The sequence below is a fragment of the Pseudomonas sp. GW821-FHT07E12 genome (assembly GCF_058986605.1).
Map to the genome: position 1 here is coordinate 1 of NZ_JBYSVX010000012.1, position 25,675 is coordinate 25,675.

Genomic DNA, 25,675 nt, shown 5'->3' on the forward strand with positions numbered 1-25,675 from the left:
GGCTTCAGCCGCGATGGGGCTTTCCTAGGGAAGCCCCATCGCGGCTGAAGCCGCTCCTACCGAATCACCCATCACGAATCACCCATCACGGCTCCTCCAACGCCCTCGCCACCGCGCGAAACACCCGCCGCATCTCCAGCGGCTTGTGCAGCACATGCACCGGGATGTCGGCCGGGTAGTGCTCGCGTTGCAGCGGGGAGCCGATGTCTTCCAGGACGATCGCCGGGCCCTGGTAGCCCAGTTCCTGCATCGTCAGCAGCAGGCTCACCGCCGACAGCAGGATGATGTCGCTGTCGACGATCACCAGATCCGGCAGCACACGCTGGCGGGTGAACTGCAATGCGGCGGCGCCGTCGATCGCCAGTTGCGGCTGGTAACCCTGGCTCGACAGCGCGTTGCCCAGCAGCGACAACCGCGTGGCCTCGCCGTCCACCAGCAGGATGCGCTGGCCCTTGCCCGGCACCAGCGGCGCGTCGGGCTCCACTTCCGGCGCTGTACCTGCGCGGACCGGCAGCAGCAGATCGAAGCGGGTGCCCTGTCCCGGCGCGCTCTTGACGTGGATGCTGCCGCCGTAGGACTCGACGATGCGCTTGCACGAGACCAGCCCCAACCCGGTGCCGTCGACCTTGGTGGTGAAGAACGGGCTGAACAGGCGTACGCGGGTTTCCTCGCTCATGCCGATGCCGGTGTCGGCCACGTTGATCCGCACGCGGTCATCGCCCTCGGCAACGGCCGACAACGTCAACACACCACCCTTGGGCATCGCCTGCAACGCGTTCAATCCCAGGTTGAGCAGGCACTGCTGCAGCTCGGTGTAGTTCGCCTCCACGCTCAGCGCTTCGTCGACCTCGTCCAACTGCAGCCGCACGCCTTCGGGCAGGCTGCTCTTGAGCAGCATCTGCACCGCCTGGAACAGCTGCGCGATCGCCACTTTCTCGCGTGGCTTGCTCGACCCGCGCACGAACGACAGCATCGACTCGGCCATCTCGTGCCCGCGCCGTCCGCATTCGGCCACGACGCTGGCAAGCTGGCGCAGCTGCGGATCATCGGTACGCCCGGCCAGCAGGTCGGGCACGATCAGCAGTGGCTGCAGGATGTTGCGCAGGTCATGGCTGAGGCCCGCGGCCAGCAGTGCCAGGCTCTCCAGGCGCTGCGCGCGCATCAGCTCGGCCTCGACGCGCCGACGGTCCAGCTCCGCTCGCGCCTCGCGCACTGCCCGCACCACCGCGGTCGGCAGGCGCGTCGGGTTGTGCTTGATGATGTAGTCGTTGGCGCCGTCCTGCAGCGCCTTGATCGCAGTTTCCTCGCCCATGGTGCCGGAGACGAAAACAAACGGCGTCGCCGCATTGTTCTCGCGCACCACGTGCAGCGCCTCGTAGCCGGAGAAGCCCGGCATGCTGAGATCGGACAGCACGATGTCCGGCTCGAACGCCTCCAGCGCCAGGCGCAGCGACTCCTCGTTGTCCACCCGCTCGAACGTGGCCTCCAGGCCGGCTTCGATCAACTGGTCCGACAGCAGCTCGGCATCTTCCGGCGAATCCTCGATCAGCAGGATGCGCAACGTCCCAAGCTTTGCACCTTCGTGCGACATCGCGATCAAGCCTGCTCCGGAGCCTGGTTGATCACCGCCCAGAACGTGCCCAGCGTCTTGACCGCATTGAAGAACTGATCCACGTCCACCGGCTTGACCACGTAGGCGTTCACGCCCAGGTCCCAGCTGCGCGCCAGATCGCGTTCCTCGCGCGAGGACGACAGGATCACCACCGGCAGGCGCTTGAGCTGCTCATCGGCGCGGATCTGCTTGAGCACTTCCAGCCCATCCATGCGCGGCATCTTGATGTCCAGCAACAGCACCGCCGGCAGGCCTTCCTCGCGACCGGCAAAGACGCCGCGGCGCAGCAGGTAATCCATCGCTTCCACGCCATCCTCCACGTGCACGATCGGATTGGCGAGCCGGGCTTCGCGGAGCGCATCGGCGGCCATTTCCGCGTCGGCGAGGCTGTCTTCGGCAAGCAGGATGGTACGGATGGCGGTCATGCTCTGGACTCTCGATGGGGCGCTTCAAGCGCCGTGGGCAGGACGAAATGGAAGGTGGCACCCTGGTCGACGGCGCCCTCGGCCCAGACGCGGCCGCCGTGGCGCGAGAGCACGCGTCGCACGCTGGCCAGGCCGATTCCGGTGCCGGGATACTCGCTGGCCTTGTGCAGTCGCTGGAACACGCCGAACAGCTTGCCAGCGTAATCCATCTCGAAACCGGCGCCGTTATCACGGACGGTGAAATGATGGCTGCCGTCGGGCAGCACCTCGTAGCCGACCTCTATACGCGCCACATCGCGCTTGGCGCTGTACTTGACCGCGTTGCCGAGCAGGTTCGTCCACAACTGCCGCATCATGTTCTCGTCGGCCACCAGGATCGGCAGCGGCGCGATGCGCCAGTCCACGCGATGCCCGGCATCCTCGCTCTGCAGGTTGGCATCCAGGATCGAACGCGTCTCGGCCACCAGCGATTGCATGTCGACCGCCTGCATCCGCAATGCGCTGCGGCCCAGGCGCGAATAGACCAGCAGATCATCGATCAGCGACGCCATCCGCCGCGCCGAACTGCTGATGACCTCCATGTAGTGGCGTGATTTCTCGTCGGCGCTTTCATCCAGATGACGCGAGAGTTTGTCGGCGAAACCGGCGATGTGGCGCAGCGGGGCACGCAGGTCGTGCGAGACCGAGTAGCTGAAGGCCTCCAGCTCGCGGTTGACCTCCGATACCTGCTCGATCTTGCCTTCCAACTGCCGGTTCAGTTCCTGGATGCGCTGCTGCGCGGCTTTCTGCAGGCTGATGTCGCTGACCGTCATCAGCACCACTTCGTCGTCCGCATCCGGCAGCGGCATGCGCCGTGCGTTGAGCAGCATGGTGCGGGGCACGCCGTCGGCGCCGCGCTGCTCGTGTTCGAAGTCCCACAGTTCGCGTCCGCGCAGCAGGATGTCCGACAACCGTTGATGGATCTGTACGTCGTCCCAGGCGCCTTCGCCGATGTCCTTCAACGGCACCTGCGCGGGCGCACCTGGACGTTCGTCCAGCCCATACAGCTCGGCGAACGCCGGGTTGTGCAGGATCACCCGCTGCCTGCCATCGAGCAGCACGATCGGTTCGCGCACGGTGTGCAGCACCGCCGACGCGCGGCCGCTGGCATGCAGGAACGCACGCTCGGCCAGCAGGCGGCGACGGATCTGCCGCTGCAGCAGCCAGATCACCGTGCCCAGCAGCAGCAACTGCACGATCAGCGCGCCCCAGCTGAGCATGCTGTAACGGGTGCGCTGGCGCTGTATTTCGCGCTGCCGCTGCGCCAGCAGGCGTTCCTCTTCCAGTTGCAGGTCGTTGATGAGGTCGCGTATCGGGCTGCCGACCGTCATTTCCTCGAACAACGCACGCACCCGCGCGGGGTCCTGGGTCGCCGCGATCTGCTCGACCATCGCCATCCGCCGCTCGACGGTGGCCTGGGCGCGGCCGATGCGCAGCAACTGGTCGCCATTGTCGCGGGTCAATTCGGCCAGCCGCGCCAGCGCGGCTTCGGTCTGCACGCGTCCCTCGGCCATGCGCTCACGCAGGATCGGCTTGTCGATGCCGTATGAACGCGCCAGCGCGGCCGACTCCAGATCGCGCAACGCTGCTTCCACCCGCTGCGACTGTTCGCGTACTTCCTGGCTGTGGGAGGCCCAGTTGGCCGCGACATTGGCGTTCCTGGCCATCTGCTGCAACAGCAACGAGGGCACGACGACGATCAGGAACACCGCCAACGCCAGCAACGGCAGGCGCCAGCGGTCCCAGACGTCTTCAGTGGTCGTTGCCTGCATCGATTCCTGTTCCGATTGCCCACACGTTCCGTGACGGCGAAGCATTGTCCGCCATCACTTACGCCCCCGGGTGAACGATTAAGTCTCCCCCGCTCATGACATTCCTGAACGGAGTGAAAATCATACGTGGACAGCGTGTGAAGATGGTGCAGAGAGATTACGCGCCAAGCTCCAGAAAATTCGCGGGAAATCTTTTGTCGGCAGTTCTTTGTGGGAGGGACTTCAGTCCCGACGCTTTACCGGTAAAGCCCGTCGGGACTGAAGTCCCGCCCACAGGATCGCCACCCACCGCGACGGAACCAGGAAAAAGGGCGCGTCGATGACGCCCCCTTCACAGCGAACTCCACGAAAGCCGCCTCGTCCCGCCTGCCGGAAGCGAATCGACGGCAGGCGTTACTTCTCGGCCGTCTTGTGCGGCTTACCGGACTTGCCGACCACCTTGAGCTGAGCAGCCTCCACTTTACGCACGCCCTTGATGTGCCTGGCGGTGGAGAGAGCCTGGTCGCGCTGGGCGCGGGTGTTGACCTCACCGGACAGCGTCACCACGCCATTGACGGTATCCACCTTGATATCGCGACCGGGCATGTGCCGTTTCGCCAGCAGCTCGCTCTTCACCTTGGTGGTGATCCAGGTATCGGTCACCGGCTCATCCGATGCCTTCGACCACTCCGGCGGCGGATCGACCGCCAGCACCTGCCCTGCAACCACCAGCAGACCCAGCGACAACGACGCAGCCAGCATCCTGAGAATCAACGGATCGCGCTTGCTCATCCTGGTTCCCCCTTGACGCGTGTCGCGCAGTGTTCCGTGCGCTCCGTGCAACGCGCGTGAGCGGTGCATGCAGGCGCTGTGAACCCTTCGCGCGAAGCCGGCTCGCTTATCATCCAAGGCCCTGTCCACGCTTCGGCAACCGATGACACGCTCCGGACCATTCAACGTCGCCCTGTTGGGCTACGGCTACGCAGGACGCGTGTTCCACGCGCCATTGATCGCCGCCACCGATGGACTGGCGCTGCACAGCATCGTGTCCAGCCAGGCCGCGGCCGCCGTGGATTTCCCCTCCGCGCGCGTGGTCGAGCGGGCGCAGGCGCTGGCCGATCCGGACATCGATGCGATCGTCATCGCCACGCCCAACGACACCCATGCCGCGCTCGCCTGCGAGGCACTGGCCGCAGGCAAGCACGTACTGGTCGACAAGCCGTTCGCGGTGACCGCCGGCGAGGCCCGGCGCATCGTCGCCGCAGCCGAGAACGCAGGCCGCATCGCCAGCGTGTTCCAGAACCGTCGCTGGGATGCCGATTTCCTGACCGTGCGTGGCCTGATCGAAACCGGCGAGCTGGGCCGCATCACGGAGTTCCATTCGCACTTCGACCGCTTTCGTCCGCAGGTGCGCGATCGCTGGCGCGAGAGCGATGCACCCGGTGCCGGGCTGTGGTTCGATCTCGGCCCGCACCTGCTCGATCAGGCGCTGCAATTGTTCGGCACGCCGCAGGCGATCCAGGCCGACATCGCCACGCAACGCGATCACGCCCGCAGCGACGACTGGTTCGACGTGGTCCTGCACTACCCACGCATGCGCGCGGTGCTGCACGCCGGCTCGCTGGTCGCCGATGCACGGCTACGCTTCGCAGTGCATGGCGATCGCGGCAGCTTCGTCAAACAGGGGCTGGATACGCAGGAGGACGCATTGCGTGCCGGGCAGCGCCCAGGCGGAGCTGATTGGGGCCTGGACCCACGGGACGGCAGCCTGACCCGTGTGGACGAGGACGGCCACACCAGCACGATCACCATCACCAGCGAGCGCGGCGACTATCGGCGTTGCTATGCGCAGTGGCGCGATGCGATGGCCGGTATCACGCCGCCGCCGGTCACCGCGGCCCAGGCGTTGCAGCTGATGGAGCTGCTGGAACTGGCGGTAAGCAGCGCACGGCTGGGGCGGCGGCTCGACGTGCCTTCCATCATCTGATCGCTCGACTGCTGACGCAGGAGCGGCTTCAGCCGCGATGGAGCTTTCCCATTTGAATCCCCGCACATGGATGTGCGGGCTTTTGCAGAGGGATCTGCATGAAAGCCCCATCGCGGCTGAAGCCGCTCCTACGCTAAAAACCGACTTATCCGCCGTCGGCCTCGGTCTTCATCACGTGGCCGCCGAACTGGTTGCGCATCGCCGACAACAGCTTGTCGGTCAGCGAGTCCTTGTCGCGCGAACGCAGCCGCTCCAGCAGCGACAAGGTGATCACCGGCGCCGGCACGTCCAGATCGATCGCCTCGGCCACGGTCCAGCGGCCTTCGCCGGAATCGGCCACGTACGGCGCGATGCCATGCATGTCCGGATTGTGCTTGAGCGCCTCGGACGTGAGGTCGAGCAGCCACGAGCGCACCACGCTGCCGTCGCGCCAGATCTCGGCGACCTGGTGCAGGTCGAGGTTGAACTCCTGCTTGCGCTGCATCAGCGCGAAACCCTCGGCATAGGCCTGCATCAGCCCGTACTCGATGCCGTTGTGGACCATCTTGGTGAAATGGCCGGCACCGCTGGGGCCGACACGTCCCCAACCGGCGTCCGCTTTTGGTGCAAGCGTGGACAGGATCGGCGCCAGCTGCGCGACCACCGCCTCCTCGCCGCCGACCATCAGGCTGTAACCCTCCTGCAATCCCCACACGCCGCCGCTGGTGCCGCAGTCGACATAGCTGATGCCCTGCGCACGCATTGCTTCCGCACGCCGCTGCGAATCCTTGTAATACGAATTGCCGCCGTCGATGACGATGTCGCCGGTGCCGAGCAACGGCTGCAGCTTTGCGAGCGTGTCATCGACCACCTGGCCGGCCGGCACCATCAACCAGACCACGCGCGGCGCGGGCAGCGAGCTCACCAGTTCGGCCAGCGAGGCATACGGCGCGATGCCCTTGGCCTGGGCCGCATCACGGGCGGCCTGTCCCAGATCGAAGCCACCGACATGATGACCGCCGCGCACCAGCCGCTCGGCCATGTTCGCGCCCATCCGACCCAGCCCCACCATTCCAAGTTGCATACGTCACCTCGATCCGGTTGTTGTGATTAGGGTGGCACGAACGCGTTGCACTGGCGCTTGCGTGCCGTCAATGATCCGTTCCAGCAGCAGCCTCTTCGCATGCGTCCACGCGGCTGTCGATCCAGCGACGGTACAGCGTCGTGTGCAGGTTGTGCAGCGTCAGGTCGATCGAATACGGCGTACGCGGGTTGCGATCGAGCAGGCGCGCGACGTGATAGCCGATCGGGTGCACGCCCTGTGGATGCACGTAGACCATGAAACCGCGATAGAACGGGTCGTCGAGCAACGCCAGCATCTGCATGACCAGCGCCTGCTGCGCCGGCGGCAGGTTCGCACGCAGCCCGGCATCACGCTCGTAGAGCAAGCGTTCGAAGCGCCGATAGCTCTGCTGCGGCATTTGCCGCGCCAGTTCCCAGATGCGCCGGTTCATCGTGTCGTAGTACGCCAGCCCGCCATGCACGGCCAGCGCATCGGCCGCCTCGGCACTGACATCGACCACGATGAAGTTCTCGGCCTGGTTGTTGATGTCGTCCAGATAGGTTTCATCGAAGACGTGCGCGATGAAACCGGGTGCGCCCATGAACGCCTGTCGGCCCAACGCGGCGGTCTTCTCGGCCTTGCCGTCGGCGAACAGCTCACCGGCATGCCGACCCAGCAGGATGCTGTCGGTGTCGTGCAGGGTCATGAACGTGCCGATCGACAGTTCCGGGGCAGTGAACGCACGGTCGAACGCAGCATCGCCATACAACTCACGCTGCGTAGCGAGCTGGGCCACCTGCCGGCCGACGCCGCAATCGGAGCGCACGTACCCCGAATAGAAGGCCTCCAGCGCGCGCGCATTGCCATCGACGGGCCGGTAACCGCGTCCGAAGCTGCGGAACCGCTCCCAGCCCTGTGCGTGCGCGCCGCGCAGGCCAAATCCGATCCAACCGAGCTGGATCGCGCTGAATCGATACCCCGGGTTTTCCTGCAGGCGCGCAGCGGCATGGCGTGCGGCATCGCCCAGTTTGAACGCGTAGGCGCACTGACTGGCCTGACCGTCGAGCACATCGCGCAGCAGCCGGCGGCGTTCACCGTCATCGATCTTCGCCGGCAGCATCAGACGCAGATCGCCGGCTGCCTGGGCCTGCGCCAACGAATCGCGTCGGCACGGCGATCCTGCTTCGATCCGGACCTGCGTCGCGCGCTCGTCGATACGCCAACCCAACTCGCGCAGCACCGCTTCCAGGCAATGCGAGGACGCATCCTCCAGCGTCGAGGCCTCGACCAGCCCGCCGACCCAGCACAGCATCAGCCATGCCGACATCCGCCAGGCACGGCGCCACCACGCGATCCTGTGCTCATCTGCACGTCGGCCCATCGATACGATTGCCGGAAAGGGAGCGGAAGCATCGCGTCGAGCGCGTTCAGGCCATGCGAATGCAGCAGGCCGCGCGCAGGCCTCTTTCGCTCGTCATCCCCGTGCACGCAGGGGTGACGAAGCCCCTCCCGCTATCGCGCGCGGATCAACGCCGCACACGCTCGCACACGGTCTCGACCACGCGGTCGCCGTTGTTTTCCTGGCGCTGCCCCTGGATATAGCGACCGGTCGCACCGCCGGCCACCGCGCCGCCGACGGTGGCGAGCTTCTTGCCGCTACCACTGCCGAACCGGCTGCCGACCAGCCCACCAACCACCGCACCGGCCACGGTGCCACCCACCCGATTCGGGTCGGAGCTGTTCTTGTGCACTTCTTCTTTGTGGCACTTCACCACCGTGCCATCGTTGAAGCGGCGCCCTTCGTCCTGCGGGCCATAGCTCTGCGCCTGCACGGCGCCCACCATCAGCATCGACAACAACGACGCACCGACAAACGTCTTGCGGATACGCGTATTCATGACCGCACCTCCACACTGCGCCGACGATTCGCCGGCCCGTGTGATCACTGTGCTGGCTCGCCGGCGAATACCCCGTGAAGTGCACGCACCCGGTTAAGCGCACAGCCGGAGGCGTGAACGCCGCCTCACGACCGGCTTGCGTCTGCCGCCGGCGTAACATCCTGTGATGCCGCCGGCGCGGCCACCGGTGCAGGCGCAGCTTCGACCGGAGCAGGTGCCGGTACGGATGCAGGCGCTGGCTTGGCCGGTGCAGGCGGCAGGTATGTCTGCAAGCGCTCGAAGAAACGGTCATAGAACGCCGCATCCTGCACCGTGCTGCTGGCGACCTTGACCAGCGAATCGTCGGTGCTGCCGATCGGCAACGAAACCGAGCCGAGCACGCTCACCCCCACGCTCGCCGAGGTCGGGCTCTTCTTCAGCGCATAGCGATCCTGCAGCGCACTGACGAACACCCACGACTTGCCATCGCCCTGCGCCACGCACGAAACACGCAGATCCAACTGTTCGTGGCTGTCGTCCTTGGGCTGGAAATTCTTGCTGCCCTCCACCGCCGCCGCATCCGCACGCGAGACGATGTAGCCCTGGCTCAGCAGCACGCGCCGCGCCGCTTCGCACACCCCGGCCGGCGTGGCATTGAAGCTGCGCGAATAGGTGTTGTCGGAATTGAACGTCTCGCGCATCAGCATCGTGTCGCCCTTGCCGGCGCAACCGGACAGCCCGGCGGCCAGCAGCAGGCCGAAGGTCACTGACGCTTGGCGGGAAAGACTCATGGCGAACATCCGGTCAGTCGATAACAGAGGCTGGAGATTATCGCGCAACCGCCGTGAGGATGATCCGCCGCCACGACGGCACTTACGCCCCGGTTAGCGAACGCCCACTTGGACACATCCGCGTAAACACGGACATGGCACCCTTGCCGCTTTCGACCATGCAAGGAACCCGGATGTCCGGATACAGGATGGCTTCACGTCTGCCGGCCATGCTGCTGGTGCTGTTCGGTGTACTCGCTGCGGGCCAGGCGATGGCGGCGGATGCACTGCGGGTCATGTCATTCAACGTACGCGTGCCCGTCGATACCGACGGCGACAAGCGCTGGGAAGTCCGCCGCAGTTCGATGGCCGAGCTGATCCGTCAGCAGCGACCCGACATCTTCGGCACCCAGGAACTGGTGAACAAGCAGGCCGACTACCTGGCGGCGCAACTGCCTCACTACCACTGGTTCGGCCGCACCCGCGACGGCAGCGAAGACGGCGAGCGCATGGGCGTGTTCTACGACACCCGTCGCCTGAAACTGTTGGACTCCGGCGACTTCTGGCTGTCGGACACGCCCGAGGTGGCAGGCAGCATCAGCTGGGGGCACCCGCTGCCACGGATGGTGACCTGGGGTCTGTTCGAGCGCGTTTCCGATCATCGCCGCTTCTATCTCTTCAACACCCACCTGCCCTATCGCGGCGAAGACGAGCCGGCACGCACCAAGGGCGCGGCGCTGATCGTCTCGCGACTGAAAGCACTACCCTCCGATATTCCGGTGGTGGTGACCGGCGACTTCAACACCACGCCCGACAGCCCGACCCACCGCACCCTCACCGCGATGCTCACCGATGCACGTGAGCAAGTACCGCACCCGGCCGGCCCGGAAGCGACCTTCCACGATTTCACCGGCCACCCCGATCGACGCATCGACTGGATCCTCAGCCGCGACCTGACCGCAACCCGCTACGCCACGCTCGACGCCCGCCCGGAAGGCCATTGGCCCTCCGACCATTTCCCGGTGATCGCCGAATTTGCGTGGCCATGACGAAGCCATGAACACCGCTGTTGCTGTTGCTGTTGTTCGTGCTTTTGCTTCGGCTGTTTTTGCGGGGACGACGGTAGAGAGATCGCGAAGGTGCCGCCCGCGTGGAAGATAGCGGCTGAACGGGTACGACGGTTGATCGATGCCGTGGAAAGGAAAGTACGCCCCCTTCCACACGAATACGACGAACACGAAAAAAGCCAACTCCCAACCCCAACTAATCACAACCCCTCACCTCAGCCAACCAATCCCGCAACCGCCCCACCGGCGTCCCCCCAACATCCTGCGCCCGAACCACAATCCACAACTGCCGCGGCGCCCAATCGTCACGCAGCTGCACCGTCGCCAATCCCTCACGCACCTGCGAACGGAACGCCGCCGCCTGCGGCAGGATCGCGATGCCGGCACCCCGCGCGACCATCCGGCACACCGCCTCCACGTCCTGCACATGCGCGCGCACCCGCAGCCGCCCACCACCGCGCGCCGCCTGCGCGACCAGATGCCGCTGCAGCGCGCTGTCGCTGGCCAGCCCGATGAAATCCTCGTCCAGCAATTCCATCAGCGACATGGCCGCGCCCGCAGCCAGGCGATGCTCGCGCGATACCACCAGCACCAGCCGATCCTCGCGGAATGGCAGTGCATCCAGGCCATCGAACGCGGCATACCCGGCCACCACCGCCAGATCGGCACGCTCCTCGCGCAATGCCTCCACCGCGGCCTCACTGCCGCGCTCGGCCAGCGCCAGATCGATGCCCGGATGCGCCTTCAGGAAATCCGCCAGCAGTTCCGGCAGCCATTCCGACAGCGCCGCGGTATTGGCCAACATCCGCACCGTCGCCTTGCTGCCACCGGCATGTTCGGCCATTTCCGCCTGCAGGGCATCGACCTGGCGGCGCAGCTGACGCGCCTGACGCAGCAGCGCGCGTCCGGCGCTGGTCAGCTCCACACCACGGCGCCCGCGCTCCAGCAGGCGCACCCCGGCCTGCTGTTCCAGTTCGCGGATACGGGTGCTGGCCGCCGCCAACGACAGCGCCGCGCGCTCGGCACCCGCGGTGATGCTGCCAGCCTCGGCGACGGCGACGAACAGCCGCAGATCGGTCAGATCGAAATGCATGGCATCGCTCCAGCCTTCGCCAATCCGGAAGGCTGGCTCATGATATTCCGCATTGTCCGCCTCCACACCGACGCGGAAGCTAGGCACCATGAACACTGCACTGGCCTCGCACCTGGTTCCGATCCTGCTGGTTTTCCTGCTGGCGGGCACCGTCAAGGGCGTCACCGGGATGGGCCTGCCGACCGTGGCGATGGGTCTGCTGTCGCTATGGCTGGCGCCGGTGGAAGCCGCCGCCCTGCTGGCACTGCCTTCGCTGTTGACGAATCTTCAACAGGCCTGGGGAACCCACACCGGTACGCTGCTGCGTAGGCTCTGGCCGATGCTGGCCGGTATCGCGATCGGGACCTGGGCCGGCGCCGGTCTGCTGACGGGACAGGACCCGACCCCTGCCCGATTCGGCCTGGCGGTGCTGCTGGTGCTGTACGCGCTGCTCGGGCTGGCCCGCTGGCAACCGGTGCTGCCGGCACGCTGGGAACTATGGCTGGGACCGATCGCCGGCACTGCCACCGGCCTGCTGACCGGCGCCACCGGCGTGTTCGTGCTGCCCAGCGTGCCTTATCTCGGCGCATTGCAGCTGAAGCGCGATGCGCTGGTGCAGGCACTGGGGCTGTGCTTCGGTACCGCCACGCTGGCGCTGGCCGCAGCGCTGGCAATGCGCGGTGCAATGTCGCTGGATTCGCTGCCGGCCTCGCTGCTGGCACTGTTGCCGACCGTGGTCGGCGTCGCGCTGGGCACACTGCTGCGCCGTTACCTGTCGCCGCTGATCTTCAGGCGCGTGTTCTTCCTCACCTTGCTCGCACTCGGCCTGCATCTGGGCTGGCAGTCGCTGCGCTGATTGCCAGGATGTTCTCAACTGTAGGAGCGGCTTCAGCCGCGAGAAGCTTTCCCAGGAAAGCCCCTCGCGGCTGACGCCGCTCCTACGCAAGAAAAAAGCGCGCCGCTGGAGGCCAGCGGCGCGCTTTGGGTTCACCCGGAAAAACAGACCTCAGTCGGCCCAACGCCCCGGTGCCGTCGACTGCGGCAGCACCTGCGCCGACAGCGGGTGATCCTGCTCGAGCAGGTTCACCGCATCGGTCAGGATCGCCGCCGACTCATGCAGCAGCGGGTCCGGACGCTTGTCGGCCAGCTTCTCGCGTGCGGTGTCCTTGGCGATGTCGCGCTCGCTGCCGGTCAGGCCGTCGTCGGTGTCGTCAGCCAGCGGGTCCAGCGGCAGGCCCAGCTGCTTGCGGATCTGCTGACGTTCCTTGCGCTGGCCTTCCTGCTTCTCACGCTCGGTGCGGCGATCTGCCTCGTTGAGCGAGACGTACTTCTTGGCCTTTTCCTCGCGGAACTGGTCCACATCCTGCTCCCACCACTGGAACTCCTTGTCCTGGGCGATGCGGGTCTTGTGCAGCGTGTCCAGCTTCGGCAGCAGCGCCGCGAAGTTGCCGTACTGGGTGTGCTGTACCGCGGCGATGCGGGTCCACGGCAGCGCGTTGTCGTAGGTGCTCTCGCCGAACTCGGTGGCGTCCACGCTGGCCGGGAACGCGATGTCGGGCACCACGCCCTTGTGCTGCGTGCTGGAACCGCTGACGCGGAAGAACTGCGCGATGGTCAGCTTGACCTGGCCGAAGCGGTCGCCCTCGCTGGCCGGCCAGCGGTCCAGGTCGACGACGTTCTGCACCGTGCCCTTGCCGAAGCTGGTCTCGCCGATCACCAGGCCACGCCCGTAATCCTGGATCGCGCCAGCAAAGATCTCCGAGGCCGAGGCCGAGCCGCGATTGATCAGCACCGCCAGCGGACCATCCCACGCGACCTTGTCGTTGCGGTCGCCGTTGACCGTGACGCGGCCACCGGACTCACGCACCTGCACCACCGGGCCCTGCTCGATGAACAGCCCGGTCAGCTCGATCGCCTCGTCCAGCGAACCGCCGCCGTTGTTGCGCAGATCCAGCACCACGCCATCGACCTTGTCGGTCTTGAAGCCTGCCAGCAGCTTGGCGACGTCGCGGGTAGCCGAGGCGTAGTCGGTCGCGTTGCGGCGACGGCCTTCGAAGTCCTGGTAGAAACCGGGCAGCTTGACGATACCGATGCGCCGCGCCGGGCCGCCGTCCTCGGCCGGGATGGAAATGGTCTCGCCCTTGGCGGCCTGTTCGGCCAGACGCACCTTCTGCCGGGTCAGCGTCAACGTGCGCGGCGCGCCATCGATGCCCGCCTCGGCCGGGATGTACTCCAGCCGCACCTGGGTGTCCTTGCTGCCGCGGATCTTGCCGACCACATCATCGATGCGCCAGCCGATCACATCCTCCATCGGCCCGTTCTTCTCCTGACCGACGCCGACGATGCGGTCACCGGGCTTGAGCGTGCCGTCCACCGCAGCCGGACCGCCCGGGATGATCTCGCGGATCACCGTCATGTCGTCCTGCTTCTGCAACTGCGCGCCGATGCCTTCCAGCGACAGCGACATCTGCTGGTTGAAGTTCTCGGCGGTGCGCGGGGTGAAGTAATCGGTATGCGGATCAACCGCGCTGGTGTACGCGTTGAGGAAGAACTGGAACACGTCCTCGCCCTTCAGCTCGCCGACCGACTTGGAGAGATTGGCGTAGCGCTTGTCCAGCGTCTTGCGGATATCGTCGGGCTTCTTGCCGGCAAGCTTGAGCCGCAGCCAGTCGTTCATCACCGACTTGCGCCACAGATCGTCAAGCTCCTTGTCGTCCTTGGCCCACGGCACCTTCTCGCGGTCGTACTCGAACTTCTCGTCACCGTTGAATTCGAAGTCCTGCTTGAGCAGCTTGCGCGCATAGGCCACGCGCTGATCGACGCGCTTCTTGTAGACACCGAACACCTCGAACGCCGGTGCCAGGTCGCCATCGCGGATCGCCGAACCCACCCCGGCCTGCGCCGGCGCGAACGCGTCGATGTCGGCCTGGGTGAAGAACTGCTTGCCGCTGTCGAGCGCTTCCAGATAGCGCTTGAACACGTCCTTGGACATCGCATCGTCGAGCGCGCGCGGCCGGTAGGCATAGCGGCTGTCCGAGAGCAGGCCGTACACCAGCTTGCTGGCGGTGGCCTGGTCGGGGGTGGCGGCGGCCGGCAGCGGCACGGCGTTGTCCGCCCATGCCGGCAACATCAGCGGAACCGTCAACGCCAGCGCCAGCACGCTGGAGGTAAGCAGGGTCTTGGCCTTGTATTTCATCAGGATGCTCTCGGCGCCGGGGCCGTGGAAGGTGCGGTGTTGACGTGGGACAACGTGACAGTGCCCAAAGTTGCGGCGCTTGTCATCCGGTTCATGATCCAGCCTACGGGGCGTGGCGTGACCGCGCGTGAACGCAACGGCGGCGGCGCGCCTGCACGCCGCTGGAGACAGCGAGGGTTTATCTGCCAGGCGCGCGTGGCGCTCAGGCGGCGACGCCGGCGCCGGCGGCCTGCTGGTCGGCGTGATAGGACGAACGCACCATCGGACCGGAGGCGACGTGGCTGAAGCCCAGCTCGTAGCCGTAGACCTCCAGCGCCTTGTAGTCCTCGGGCGACCAGTAGTGCATCACCGGGTGGTGATGCGCGGTCGGCTGCAGGTACTGACCGATGGTGATCATGTCAACGTCATGCGCGCGCAGGTCGCGCATGGTCGCCCGGATCTGCTCCATGGTCTCGCCCAGGCCGAGCATGATCCCGGACTTGGTCGGGATCGACGGATGCTGCGCCTTGAACTGCTGCAGCAGGGTCAGCGACCACTGGTAATCCGCGCCCGGACGCACGTTGCGATACAGGTCCGGCACGGTTTCGATGTTGTGGTTGAACACGTCCGGCGGGTTCTGCGCCAGGATCTCCAGCGCGCGCTCCATGCGGCCCTTGCCGCGGAAATCCGGCGTCAGCACCTCGATGCGGGTGCCCGGCGAGCGCTCGCGGATCGCCGCGATGCAATCGACGAAATGCTGGGCGCCACCATCACGCAGGTCGTCGCGGTCGACGCTGGTCACCACCACGTACTTCAGGCCCATGTCGGCGACGGTGTTGCCGAGGTTGGCCGGCTCGTTCGGGTCCGGCGGCTTGGGCCGGCCGTGGGCGACGTCGCAGAACGAGCAGCGGCGGGTGCAGACCTCGCCGAGGATCATGAAGGTGGCGGTGCCGTGGCCGAAGCACTCGTGGATGTTCGGGCAGCTGGCTTCCTCGCACACCGTGACCAGGCGGTTCTCGCGCAGCTTGGCCTTGAGGTTGGCCACCGCATTGCCGGACGGGATGCGCACGCGGATCCACGATGGCTTGCGCAGCACCGGCGCGTCGGCGAACTGCACCGGCGAGCGGTTGATCTTGTCGCCGCCCAGCTGCTTGACGCCGGTCTGCAACGGGGCGGACGGCGCGGTCTCGGTCGAGACAATCTGCAGGGGAATCGAACGGCTGATCGGCTGGTTCATGGCGATATGCGCGGTCAGTCCGCGTCGGAGAGATCGGGGAATTCTGAGAGGGCGCGCAACTCCAGGCCGAACTGGCGACCCAGTTGCTCCAGCAGCACGCGCTGGACGGCTTCCAGCCCGGAAGGCCCGCCCAAGTCTAGCACCGTGGTCACCTGCAGGCCCTGATAGCCGCAGGGGTTGATGCGCTGGAACGGCTCCAGGTCCATCGCCACGTTGAACGACAGGCCATGGAAGGTGCAGCCACGGCGCACACGGATACCGAGCGCGGCGATCTTGGCATCGCCGACGTAGACGCCAGGCGCGCCATCGCGGCGTAGCGCCTCGATGTTCCATTCGGCCAGGGTGTCGATGATCGCCTGCTCGATCCGGCACACGTACTCGCGCACGCCGATCTTGAGCCGGCGCAGGTCGAGCAGCGGGTAGACCACGATCTGGCCGGGCCCGTGATAGGTCACCTGGCCGCCGCGATCGACGTGGATCACCGGGATATCACCCGGCGCCAGCACGTGTTCGGGCTTGCCGGCCTGGCCGAGGGTGAACACCGGCTCGTGCTCGACCACCCAGAGCTCATCCGGCGTGTTCTCGTCGCGGGCATCGGTGAAGCGCTGCATCGCGCGCCAGACCGGTTCGTAGGGCTGGCGACCGAGCTGGCGCACCAGGCCGGGCCACACGACTGCATCGGGCACGGCGGTGTCGCAGGCCGTTGCTACAGCGTCCACTTCACTTCCGGGTGGTCGCGCAGCACCGCGTGGGCTGCGTCGTACTGCTCGCGCGAAGCGGCGCGAAAGCCGATCCGCACCGACACGTATTTGCCATTGCTGGAGTGCTTCCAGCTGATGCTCTCTTCCAGCAGCTCCACGCCGGTGGAGACCAGCAACCGCGGCAGCTCGGTCTCCAGACCCTTGTCGGCGGTACCCATCGCGCTCAGCTCGAACACGCCCGGGAACTGGAAGCCATGCTCGGGATTGTCGGATTTGATTTCCATGCCGGCCATTATCGGGCCGCGAGAAGGCAAACCCAAGCCCGTCTGGTCCACCACGGATTGCAACGGACTGGTGCAGCACGCGAGCTGGCGCACTGGCGCCAAGAGCAAATAAACTCCATAGTTCAATAATTAATTTCCATATTTGGCTGGCACGGTTGCAGGCGGCCTTGCCCTCCTTCCCCCAGGATCCCCCATGCCCCCACTGCGCACGTTGCCGCTTCTGCTGGCAATCGCCCTGTCGAGCACCACCACGTCGGCCCTGGCCGCCGAGCAATGCCGCCAAAGCACCCTCAGCCAGACCCCGCCAGCGGTCAATTTCCGGGTCGACAATGATCTGTTCGGCGGCGAGCACCAGGACCAGGGCTATACCAGCGGCGCGGTGCTGACCTTCGTCTCGCCGAATCTGGTCGACTACACCAGCGACCCCTGCCTGCCGGCGGCGGCGCGCTGGATCAACCGGTACCTGGAAAGGCTGCATCCGGGCGAGTTCGAGCAACAGAACATGGTGTTCTCGATCGGCCAGGGGCTGTACACGCCCACGGACTACACCCGCCACGACGTGATCCCGGACGACCGTCCGTATGCCGGCATCGTGATGGCCAGCTTCGGCTACAACGCCCGCAACGCCGACCACTTGCGCACCACCCAGCTGCAGTTGGGCCTGATCGGCCCCTGGGCGCTTGGCGAGGAGACCCAGAACGCGGTGCACAAGGTGCTCGACGACAACAAGTTCGAAGGCTGGAGCCACCAATTGCACAACGAGCCGCTGATCGGGCTGGTGCACGAGCGCATGCGGCGCTGGCCACGCGATGCCAGCCTCAATGCCGGCGGCTGGGGTTGGGATGCGATCAGCCACTGGGGCGGCGCCCTGGGCAATCGCGCCACGTATGCCAACGTCGGTGGCGAAGTGCGCTTCGGCTGGAAGCTGCCGGACGATTTCGGCAGCACCCCGACCCGCCCGGCCGGCGAGAACACCGCACCGAGCGGCAGCGCCCGGCCACGCGGCTGGTCCGCGCACATGTTCGTGACCACCGACGGGCGCTGGGTACTGCGCGACATCACCCTGGATGGCAATACCTTCCGCGACAGCCACAGCGTGGACAAGCGTCCGTTCGTGGCCGACATCGGCTACGGCATCGCGGTGATGCGCGGCCGCTGGAAATTCGCGGTCGCCCGCTTCCACCGCACCCGCGAGTTCGACGGGCAGCGGCACACACCGGCCTTCGGCAGCTTCACGATCAGTCGGATGTTGTGAGGTAGGGAATGGGGGAAACGGGAATGGGAGAAGCAGAAGCGTGGCTTCTGCTTCTCCCATTCCCTGTTCCCGTCTCCCCTATCCCAACAAAAAAGCCGGCTTGCGCCGGCTTTTCGTGATTACGATTTCCACCACATCCAGAAGCTGTCCCACAGGCGCTTGAAGAAGCCCGCTTCTTCGATCGCCGTGGTCGCCACCAGCGGCGACTCCGCCACGACCTTGCCGTCGAGGGTGACCTTGACCGTACCGATCTGCTGGCCCTGCTTGATCGGTGCGACCAACTGCTTGGGAATCTCGATGCTCGGCTTGAGCGCGTCGTAGCGGCCGCGCGGCACGCTCACCAGCAGCGGCGCGGCCACGCCCAGCTGCACCTGGTCGCTGGTGCCCTTCCATACCTTCTGCTGCGCGACGACCTTGCCCGGCTCGTACAGGCGGTGGGTCTCGTAGAAGCGGAACGCCCAGTTCAACAGCGCCAGCGAGTCGGTGGCACGCTGTGCCTCCGAGGTGTCGCCGAAGATCACGCTGATGATGCGCTGGTCACCGCGGATCGCCGAGTTGACGATGCAGTAGCCGGCCTCGGAGGTGTGGCCGGTCTTGAGGCCGTCCACCGACGGATCACGCCACAGCAGCCGGTTGCGATTGGGCTGGTGGATACCGTTGATCGTCAGTTCCTTGATCTTGTTGTAGGCATAGGTCTCCGGGTAGTCGCGGATCAGCGCGCGTCCCAGCAACGCCATGTCGTAGGCGCTGGAATAATGGCCGGCGGCCGACAGACCGGTGGCGTCCATGAACTGCGAGTCCTTCATGCCGATGCGCTGGGCGTAGCTGTTCATCAGCGCGACGAAGGCCTCCTCGCTGCCGGCGACGTGCTCGGCCAGGGCGATCGCGGCATCGTTGCCGGACTGCACCACCATGCCCTTTTCCATGTCCTCCAGACGCGCGGCCTGGTTGACCGGGAAGCCGCTGTAGCTGCCGTCGGTGCCGGCTCCGCCCTTGCGCCACGCGTTCTCGGTCATGGTCACCTGATCGTCGCGGGTGACCTTGCCGTTCTTCATCTCGGCAGCGATCACGTACGAGGTCAGCACCTTGGTCATGCTGGCCGGGGCCAGCCGCTCATGGATGTTCTCGCCCGCCAGCACCTGGCCGGACGCATAGTCCATCACGATCCAGGACTTGGACACGGCCGGCGCCGGCGCCGGCGGAATCTGGACCTGTGCGGCCGCGGCAGGCGCGGCGGCGACCGGCTGCGGCGTCGGGGTCTGTGCGGAGACCAAGCCGATGGCCAGGGTGGCCATGGCGGCAACGGCAAGAACAAGTCCCCGGCGCAAGGATGCGCCGTGCTGTTGTGAGGGACTCACAAAACGGAATTTCATCGAAGAACAACTCCTGGCGGCCGGGGCGGCCGTGACTGACAGGTGGTGGACCGCGCGGTCCGGCGACGGGAAGCGGGCATTGTAGGCAAGTAAAACGCGATCAGAGTCGCTTTTCCTCTGGCGTCCTGCCGATTTGCTGCGAGTCCAGAGGAAAAGCGGGCCTGGCCCCGGGGTGTTGCGTGCAGGACGATTCAGCGCGTGACGATCTGCGGTTGTCCGAATCCCAGACCCGCAATGCGACTGGCAAGTTCCGAAGCACTCGCATGGTCACGCGCATTCACGCGCAAGCGCCACATCGTGCGACCGCCGCTGGCGATGTCGCTGATCGTGGCGCCGACGATGCCGGCCGAGGCGAGCTGGGCCAGCGCGCGGTTGGCGTTCTCGCGGCTGGCGAAGCTGGCGACCTGCAGCAGGATGCTGCCGAGCGCAGCCTCGGCCATGCTCGGCCTGGCTTCCTCGACGACCGGCTCGACCTTGACCACCGGCTTCTCATCAGCGACGGCAAGCGTCACGACCGGCGCACCCGCAGCGGCGGCAACAGCGGTGCGGGCCGGTGTCGACGGCGCAGATGCCGACGATGCGACTGTGGCCGGCTGGCCGGTCGCCACGTGCACGCCCTGCGCCTTCATCCAGGCATCGAAATTGTCGGCATTGCCCGTCGCCTTGGCATCGGCGACGCGGTAGCGCCAGCGCTCATCGGAGCCGGTAGCCGCCGCTGTTGCGGCAGCGGGCGCGACCGGCTTGGGCGGCAGCTGGCCGACCAGCTTGTCGATCGCGCTGTCCTTCGGCTTCGATTCGATCTTCGCCACGGCAACCGTCGCTGCCGTCGTGCCGCCGCGGTTCTGGCGCCGGGCCAGCAGCGTCGGGTTGTCGGCTTCGGTCAGCCCGCGCACCTCGACGTTGCCGGTGCCACGTGCAGTGATGCCGAGCTTGACCGCCGCGGCATAGCTCAGGTCGATCACCCGCCCGTCGTGGAACGGACCGCGATCGTTGATGCGCACGACCACCGACTCGCCATTGTCGAGATTGGTGACCAGCGCGAAGCTCGGCAGCGGCAGCGTCTTGTGCGCGGCGGTGAAGGCGTACATGTCGTACACCTCCTTGTTCGACGTGAGCCGGCCGTGGAACTTCGAGCCGTAATAGGAAGCGGTGCCGCGTTCGACGTAGCCACCGGGATCGTCCCGCACCACGTAGCGCTTGCCCAGCACCTCGTAAGGCGACTTGTTGCCGACCGCCGAGCGCGGCTCGCGCGTCACCAGCGGCTCGGGGATGCAGGCCACGTTGGGCACGTGGTCGGGCGTGGAATCCTTCACCCCCGGCTTGTACAACCCGCCGGCGACGTAATCGCCACGCGTGGATGGATCCTCCTGCGCCGGTGCGTAGGGCGAGTTCGGCGGGCAGTGGGTGGCCGTGTAGGCCCTGCCCTCCACCTTCACGCCCTTCGATGCGACCGACGATGGCTTCTTCGGCGCACTGCTGCACGCCGCCAGGCCGAGGATCATCAGTACCGGGATCAGCGTTTTGATGTTCATGCCGGAGGTAGCTCCTTGCCGGCGATGGCCTCGGACAGCTGGAACACGGCCATCGCGTACATCTTGGAGATGTTGTAGCGGGTGATCGCGTAGTAGTTCTGGAAGCCCAGCCAGTACTGCTTGCCGGTGCCGTCATCCAGGCTGATCGGCGTGGCCGGTGTGCCGGCCACCACCGGCGCGGCCGGGTGATAGCCACGCTGCGACAGGTCCGCCAACGTCCAGGTCGGGGTCCAGTCGGTCGGATTGAATTCTTCGTGGCCGGGCGCCAACGTCGCCGGGATCGCGACCTGTCCGCCGCGCACCCAACCGCCCTTCTTGACGAAGTAGTTGGCGATCGAGGCGAATACGTCATCGAAGTTGTTGAACAGGTCGCGGCGGCCATCGCCGTTGCCGTCGACCGCGAACTGGCGGTAGCTGGACGGCATGAACTGGCCCATGCCCATCGCGCCGGCGTAGCTGCCGGTCAGCGTGGTGACGTCGAGTTTTTCTTCCTTGCCCAGCGCGAACAGCTGCGCCAACTCGTCGCGGAAAAACAGCTCGCGGCGTACTTCGCGTTCGAGCTTGTCCGGATCGCCACTGCGCGGGTAGCGGAACGCCAGCGTGTACAGCGCATCCAGCACGCGGTACTTGCCGGTGTTGCTGCCGTAGCTGGTCTCCACGCCGATGATCGCCACGATCACCTGCGCCGGCACGCCGGTGGCGGCTTCGACGCGGCTCAGCTCGTCGCGATGGCGGGTCAGGAAATCACGACCGCCGTTGATGCGCGCGGGGGTGATGAACATCGGCCGGTATTCGTTCCACGGCTTGACCCGCTCGGCCGGCCGCGACATCGCCGCGACGATCGCATCCTTGAACTGCGCCTGCGCCAACGTGGCTTCGATCATCGCCGGATCGAGGCCGTACTTGGCGGCGGTATCGCGTACGAAGTTGGCACGCGCGGTCTCGAACGGGACCGGGGTGAGATCGACCGGCGGCAGCGCCGGCGCCTCGGGCGCGGCCTCTGCGGGCGTGGCGACCGGCCGAGCAGAGACGACGGGCGCCACCTGCGGCAAGGACGGAGGCTTGGCCTGGCTGGCGCAGGCCGCCAGGGTGAAGGAGGTCAGGCAGATCAGGGCACGTCGGATCATGGCCCGGAGATTAGCAGGTTGAAGATGAATTACCACCAATAAGACCATGAAACAAAAGAGCTTTAGGTGATACCGGATCCTGAATTCGGGAAACCGGCAAGCATGCATTTGTCACCACGATACCGACGGTATCGCACTGATCCAACGGCTACGCCGCCGCCTCAATAACCATGCACCGGCCGATGCGTGCGTACCGCCATCACCAGGCCGAGGCCGGCCAGCAGCGAGACCGCCGAGGTGCCGCCGTAGCTCATCAGCGGCATCGGTACACCGACCACCGGCAGCAGGCCGGAGATCATGCCGCCGTTGACGATCACGTAGACGAAGAACGACAGGCCGATCGCGCCGGCCAGCAACCGCGAGTAGGTGTCGCGCGCCTGCGCGGCGATCCACAGGCAGCGCCCGATCACCACCAGGTACAGCGCCATCACCGTGGCCACGCCGATCCAGCCGAACTCCTCGCTCAGCACCGAGAACGCGAAGTCGGTGGTCTGCTCGGGGATGAAGTTCAGATGCGACTGCGAACCCAGGCCCCAACCCTTGCCGCTGAACCCGCCCGAGCCGATCGCGATCTTGGACTGGATGATGTTCCAGCCGGCGCCGAGCGCGTCGTTCTCGGGGTTGAGGAACATCATGATGCGGTCCTTCTGGTAGGGCCGCAGCAGCCAGAACCAGGCCACCGGTGCGATCGCGGTCACGCCACTCACGCCGATGCCGACCCACCACCACGGCAGCCCGGCCAGCAGCAGCACGAACACACCGGAGGCGGCGATCAGCACGCCGGTGCCGAAATCCGGCTGCAGCATGATCAACGCGGTCGGCAGGCCGATGATCGTCATGCTGACCAGCACCGTCATGAAGCGTGGCGGCAGCGGCATGCGGTGCAGATACCAGGCCATCATCATCGGCAGGCTGATCTTCAACAGCTCGGCCGGCTGCAGGTAGAACAATTTGAGGTCCAGCCACTGCCGGCCGTACTTGCCGGTGCCGAGCACGAACACCGCCAGCAACGGCAGCATCGACAACGCATACACCAGCGGCGTCCAGGCGCGCAGGCGCAGCACGGAGGTGCGCGAGATCGCCCACATCGCCGCCAGCCCCACCAGGAAGCGCGAGCCCTGTGCGATCACCAGCCGTTCGCTGCCGGTGGTGGCACCGCCGGCGCTGTGCATCACCATCAGGCCGATGGCCATCAGCGCGCCCAGTGCCACGCACAGCGGCCAGTCGAGCGTGCGCGCGAAGCGCATGCCCAGGTCGAGCAGCCAGCGCAGGAAGTCCCTCACCGTCCGTCCTCCGGCAGCGCGTCCGGAATCTGCGGTGCCTCGACCGGCGGCGGCAGGCGCGACGGGTCCAGATGCAGGGTCTGGCTGCCGATGTTCACCGGCAGCAAGTCCAGCTTCAGCGCGGCCTGATCGCCGGCCTGGCGCAGGTTCGGTGCCTCGGCGTCCACCTGCACCACGCCGATCGCGGTGCTGCCGCGCTCGGCATCGAGCGGCTCCAGGCCCTCCGGCAGGCGACCGAGCAGCCAGGCATCGAAGATCTTGCGCGCGATCGGCGCGGCGGTACTGACACCGTAGCCGCCGCCTTCCACCGCGATCGCCACGGCGATGGTCGGGTGATCGGCCGGGGCGAAGCCTTCGAACAACGAGCGGTGACGCAGATGCATCGGCAAGCTGCGCGGATCCACCGCAGCGTTGCCCTTGCGGCTGACTACCTGCGCGGTGCCGGTCTTGCCGGCCATCTGGTAGGGCGCGCCGGCAGTCACCGCAAAGGCACCGCCGCCGGGCCGCATGGTGTCCATCATGCCCTCGCGCACCCACTGCAGGTTGCTGGCGTTGTCGCTGATCGGCTTGCTCGGGCCGCGCACCACCGGCGTCCACGGCTGGTCGAAACCGCTGCGCTGGTCCATCACCAGGTGCGGGGTACGCAACTGGCCGTCGGCCAGACCCGATACCGCGCGCACCAGCTGCAGCGGCGTCACCTTCCAGTCGCCCTGGCCGATGGCGATGTTGACCGTGTCGCCGGGATACCACTGCTCCTTGCGACTTTTCATCTTGTACGCCGGCGACGGCACGATCCCGCCGATCTCGCCGGCCAGATCGATCCCGGTCGGCGAGCCGAAACCGTACTTGTACATGTACTTGTCGACCTGGGTGATGCCCATGTCGATGGCGAGCTTGTAGTAGTAAGTGTTGACCGACTGGGCGATCGACTTGCGCAGGTCGGTCCAGCCATGCCCGCCGCGATGCGAATCGCCCCAGCCGCGGCTCACGCCCGGCAGGTAGAACATGCCGGTGGAGAGGATCTTGTCCTGCGGCCGGCGCGTGCCGCTGTCCAGGCCGGCCAGGCCCATCAGCGGCTTGATCGTCGAGCCCGGCGCGACACCGCCCAGCACCAGCCGGTTGAACTGCGGGCGCGAGGGGTTGTCGTTGAGCGCCTTGAAGTCGGCGTGCGAGATGCCGTTGACGAACAGGTTGGGGTCGTAGGCCGGCAGGCTGACCATCGCCAGGATCTCGCCGGTGCGCGGATCCATCGCCACCGCCGCGCCTTCGTGATCGCCGAATGCGGCAACCATCGCGCGCTGCAGATCGGCATCGATCGACAGCCGCAGGTCGGCACCGGACTGCGCCGGCACCCGGCCCAGGGTGCGGATCGCACGCCCCTGCACGTTGGTCTCGACCTGCTCGTAACCGACCTTGCCGCGCAGCGCCTGCTCGTAATAACGCTCCAGGCCGGACTTGCCGATATGGGTGAGCGCGGCATTGCCCTCGCCCAGTACCTCCAGATCCTTTTCGTCGACGCGGCCGACGTAGCCGATGATGTGCGCGAACAGCTCGCCGAACGGGTAGCGCCGGGTCAGGTAGGGCTCCAGCTCCACGCCCGGAAAACGCCAGCGCTCGACCGCGAAGCGCGCCATTTCCTCATCGCTCATGCGCAGCCGGATCGTCACCGGCAGGAACCGCCGCCGGCCCTTGCGCTCACGGTTGAAGCGCTCCAGGTCGTCCGGGGTGATGTCCACGACCTTGCCGAGCTCGGCCAGCATCGCGTCCATGTCGGCGACCTTGTCCGGGGTCACGTCCAACCGGAACGCCGGCACGTTCTCCGCCAGCAGCCGGCCGTTGCGGTCGTAGATCATCCCGCGCCCGGGCACCACCGGCCGCGGCTTGATCCGGTTGGCCTCCGAACGGGTGGCGTACTCCTCGTGGTCGAGCACCTGCAACTTGAAGTACCAGCCGCCCAGCCCGACCAGGCACAGCAGCACCGCGAGAAAGCCGAGCACCGCACGCCGGCGGAACTGCTCGGCCTCGGCATGCGGGTTCTTGACCGGACGACGGGAGGACATGTGGCA

Annotated in this window: 22 protein-coding genes; 4 read left to right on the forward strand and 18 right to left on the reverse strand. The window is 66.5% G+C overall.

All coding sequences use genetic code 11. The annotated features are described in order from the left end of the window. Nucleotides 1-85: 85 nt before the first annotated feature. The 4 genes from AC3WJE_RS08840 to AC3WJE_RS08855 form a co-directional block, all read right to left on the reverse strand. Entirely contained in the window at nucleotides 86-1,591 is a 1,506-nt protein-coding gene (locus AC3WJE_RS08840; RefSeq protein WP_493730530.1) for an ATP-binding response regulator, read from the reverse strand. A 5-nt stretch (nucleotides 1,592-1,596) separates the two neighbouring features. Continuing rightward, the gene (locus AC3WJE_RS08845) at nucleotides 1,597-2,037 is read right to left on the reverse strand and encodes a response regulator (protein ID WP_493730415.1); all 441 of its coding nucleotides are present in this window, start codon (nucleotides 2,035-2,037) and stop codon (nucleotides 1,597-1,599) included. Next, nucleotides 2,034-3,848 (reverse strand): sensor histidine kinase, encoded by a 1,815-nt coding sequence (locus tag AC3WJE_RS08850; protein WP_493730416.1) that lies wholly within the window; start codon nucleotides 3,846-3,848, stop codon nucleotides 2,034-2,036. The genes AC3WJE_RS08845 and AC3WJE_RS08850 overlap by 4 nt, the downstream gene beginning before the upstream one ends. Nucleotides 3,849-4,241: 393 nt before the next feature. Continuing rightward, complete coding sequence (locus tag AC3WJE_RS08855) at nucleotides 4,242-4,619, reverse strand: BON domain-containing protein (RefSeq protein WP_493730417.1); 378 nt, start codon at nucleotides 4,617-4,619, stop codon at nucleotides 4,242-4,244. 142 nt (nucleotides 4,620-4,761) lie between these two features. Between AC3WJE_RS08855 and AC3WJE_RS08860 the strand changes: the two genes are divergently transcribed. Continuing rightward, entirely contained in the window at nucleotides 4,762-5,814 is a 1,053-nt protein-coding gene (locus AC3WJE_RS08860; protein ID WP_493730418.1) for an oxidoreductase, read from the forward strand. 145 nt (nucleotides 5,815-5,959) lie between these two features. Here AC3WJE_RS08860 and gnd read toward each other — a convergent pair whose 3' ends face one another. From gnd to AC3WJE_RS08880, 4 genes are all read right to left on the reverse strand, one after another. Further along, on the reverse strand, nucleotides 5,960-6,877 hold the full coding sequence (gnd, locus tag AC3WJE_RS08865; RefSeq protein ID WP_493730419.1) for a phosphogluconate dehydrogenase (NAD(+)-dependent, decarboxylating): 918 nt from the start codon (nucleotides 6,875-6,877) through the stop codon (nucleotides 5,960-5,962). Between the two features lie 67 nt (nucleotides 6,878-6,944). Continuing rightward, nucleotides 6,945-8,237: a hypothetical protein gene (locus AC3WJE_RS08870; protein ID WP_493730420.1), complete on the reverse strand. Its 1,293-nt coding sequence runs from the start codon at nucleotides 8,235-8,237 to the stop codon at nucleotides 6,945-6,947. 145 nt (nucleotides 8,238-8,382) lie between these two features. Continuing rightward, the gene (locus AC3WJE_RS08875) at nucleotides 8,383-8,754 is read right to left on the reverse strand and encodes a glycine zipper 2TM domain-containing protein (protein ID WP_493730421.1); all 372 of its coding nucleotides are present in this window, start codon (nucleotides 8,752-8,754) and stop codon (nucleotides 8,383-8,385) included. Between the two features lie 125 nt (nucleotides 8,755-8,879). Then, nucleotides 8,880-9,524, reverse strand: a complete 645-nt coding sequence (locus AC3WJE_RS08880) for a DUF2242 domain-containing protein (RefSeq protein ID WP_493730422.1) — start codon at nucleotides 9,522-9,524, stop codon at nucleotides 8,880-8,882. Between the two features lie 188 nt (nucleotides 9,525-9,712). Between AC3WJE_RS08880 and AC3WJE_RS08885 the strand changes: the two genes are divergently transcribed. Beyond that, complete coding sequence (locus AC3WJE_RS08885) at nucleotides 9,713-10,552, forward strand: endonuclease/exonuclease/phosphatase family protein (protein ID WP_493730423.1); 840 nt, start codon at nucleotides 9,713-9,715, stop codon at nucleotides 10,550-10,552. Nucleotides 10,553-10,766: 214 nt separating this feature from the next. Here AC3WJE_RS08885 and AC3WJE_RS08890 read toward each other — a convergent pair whose 3' ends face one another. Then, nucleotides 10,767-11,663, reverse strand: a complete 897-nt coding sequence (locus AC3WJE_RS08890) for a LysR substrate-binding domain-containing protein (RefSeq protein ID WP_493730424.1) — start codon at nucleotides 11,661-11,663, stop codon at nucleotides 10,767-10,769. A gap of 88 nt (nucleotides 11,664-11,751) precedes the next feature. Between AC3WJE_RS08890 and AC3WJE_RS08895 the strand changes: the two genes are divergently transcribed. Continuing rightward, complete coding sequence (locus AC3WJE_RS08895; RefSeq protein WP_493730425.1) at nucleotides 11,752-12,498, forward strand: sulfite exporter TauE/SafE family protein; 747 nt, start codon at nucleotides 11,752-11,754, stop codon at nucleotides 12,496-12,498. 150 nt (nucleotides 12,499-12,648) lie between these two features. On the opposite strand, the gene AC3WJE_RS08900 is transcribed toward AC3WJE_RS08895, so the two are convergent. The 4 genes from AC3WJE_RS08900 to AC3WJE_RS08915 form a co-directional block, all read right to left on the reverse strand. Then, on the reverse strand, nucleotides 12,649-14,838 hold the full coding sequence (locus tag AC3WJE_RS08900; protein ID WP_493730426.1) for a carboxy terminal-processing peptidase: 2,190 nt from the start codon (nucleotides 14,836-14,838) through the stop codon (nucleotides 12,649-12,651). Between the two features lie 202 nt (nucleotides 14,839-15,040). Next, nucleotides 15,041-16,054 (reverse strand): lipoyl synthase, encoded by a 1,014-nt coding sequence (lipA, locus tag AC3WJE_RS08905; RefSeq protein ID WP_493730427.1) that lies wholly within the window; start codon nucleotides 16,052-16,054, stop codon nucleotides 15,041-15,043. A 14-nt stretch (nucleotides 16,055-16,068) separates the two neighbouring features. Further along, nucleotides 16,069-16,740, reverse strand: a complete 672-nt coding sequence (gene lipB / locus AC3WJE_RS08910; protein WP_493730531.1) for a lipoyl(octanoyl) transferase LipB — start codon at nucleotides 16,738-16,740, stop codon at nucleotides 16,069-16,071. 20 nt (nucleotides 16,741-16,760) lie between these two features. After that, complete coding sequence (locus tag AC3WJE_RS08915) at nucleotides 16,761-17,039, reverse strand: YbeD family protein (RefSeq protein ID WP_493730428.1); 279 nt, start codon at nucleotides 17,037-17,039, stop codon at nucleotides 16,761-16,763. A 193-nt stretch (nucleotides 17,040-17,232) separates the two neighbouring features. Here AC3WJE_RS08915 and AC3WJE_RS08920 point away from each other — a divergent pair, with 193 nt between their 5' ends. Beyond that, nucleotides 17,233-18,294, forward strand: a complete 1,062-nt coding sequence (locus AC3WJE_RS08920) for a lipid A deacylase LpxR family protein (RefSeq protein WP_493730429.1) — start codon at nucleotides 17,233-17,235, stop codon at nucleotides 18,292-18,294. Between the two features lie 119 nt (nucleotides 18,295-18,413). Here AC3WJE_RS08920 and AC3WJE_RS08925 read toward each other — a convergent pair whose 3' ends face one another. From AC3WJE_RS08925 to mrdA, 5 genes are all read right to left on the reverse strand, one after another. Continuing rightward, nucleotides 18,414-19,589, reverse strand: coding sequence for a D-alanyl-D-alanine carboxypeptidase family protein (locus AC3WJE_RS08925; protein WP_493730430.1), 1,176 nt, complete (start codon nucleotides 19,587-19,589; stop codon nucleotides 18,414-18,416). Between the two features lie 269 nt (nucleotides 19,590-19,858). Beyond that, a complete protein-coding gene (locus tag AC3WJE_RS08930) occupies nucleotides 19,859-21,199 on the reverse strand; it encodes a septal ring lytic transglycosylase RlpA family protein (RefSeq protein ID WP_493730431.1) in 1,341 nt (446 codons plus the stop codon). Continuing rightward, entirely contained in the window at nucleotides 21,196-22,326 is a 1,131-nt protein-coding gene (mltB, locus tag AC3WJE_RS08935) for a lytic murein transglycosylase B (protein WP_493730432.1), read from the reverse strand. Before mltB ends, AC3WJE_RS08930 begins: the two co-directional genes overlap by 4 nt. 161 nt (nucleotides 22,327-22,487) lie before the next feature. Further along, a complete protein-coding gene (rodA, locus tag AC3WJE_RS08940; RefSeq protein ID WP_493730433.1) occupies nucleotides 22,488-23,609 on the reverse strand; it encodes a rod shape-determining protein RodA in 1,122 nt (373 codons plus the stop codon). Beyond that, nucleotides 23,606-25,669, reverse strand: coding sequence for a penicillin-binding protein 2 (mrdA, locus tag AC3WJE_RS08945; RefSeq protein ID WP_493730434.1), 2,064 nt, complete (start codon nucleotides 25,667-25,669; stop codon nucleotides 23,606-23,608). The genes rodA and mrdA overlap by 4 nt, the downstream gene beginning before the upstream one ends. Nucleotides 25,670-25,675: the final 6 nt, after the last annotated feature.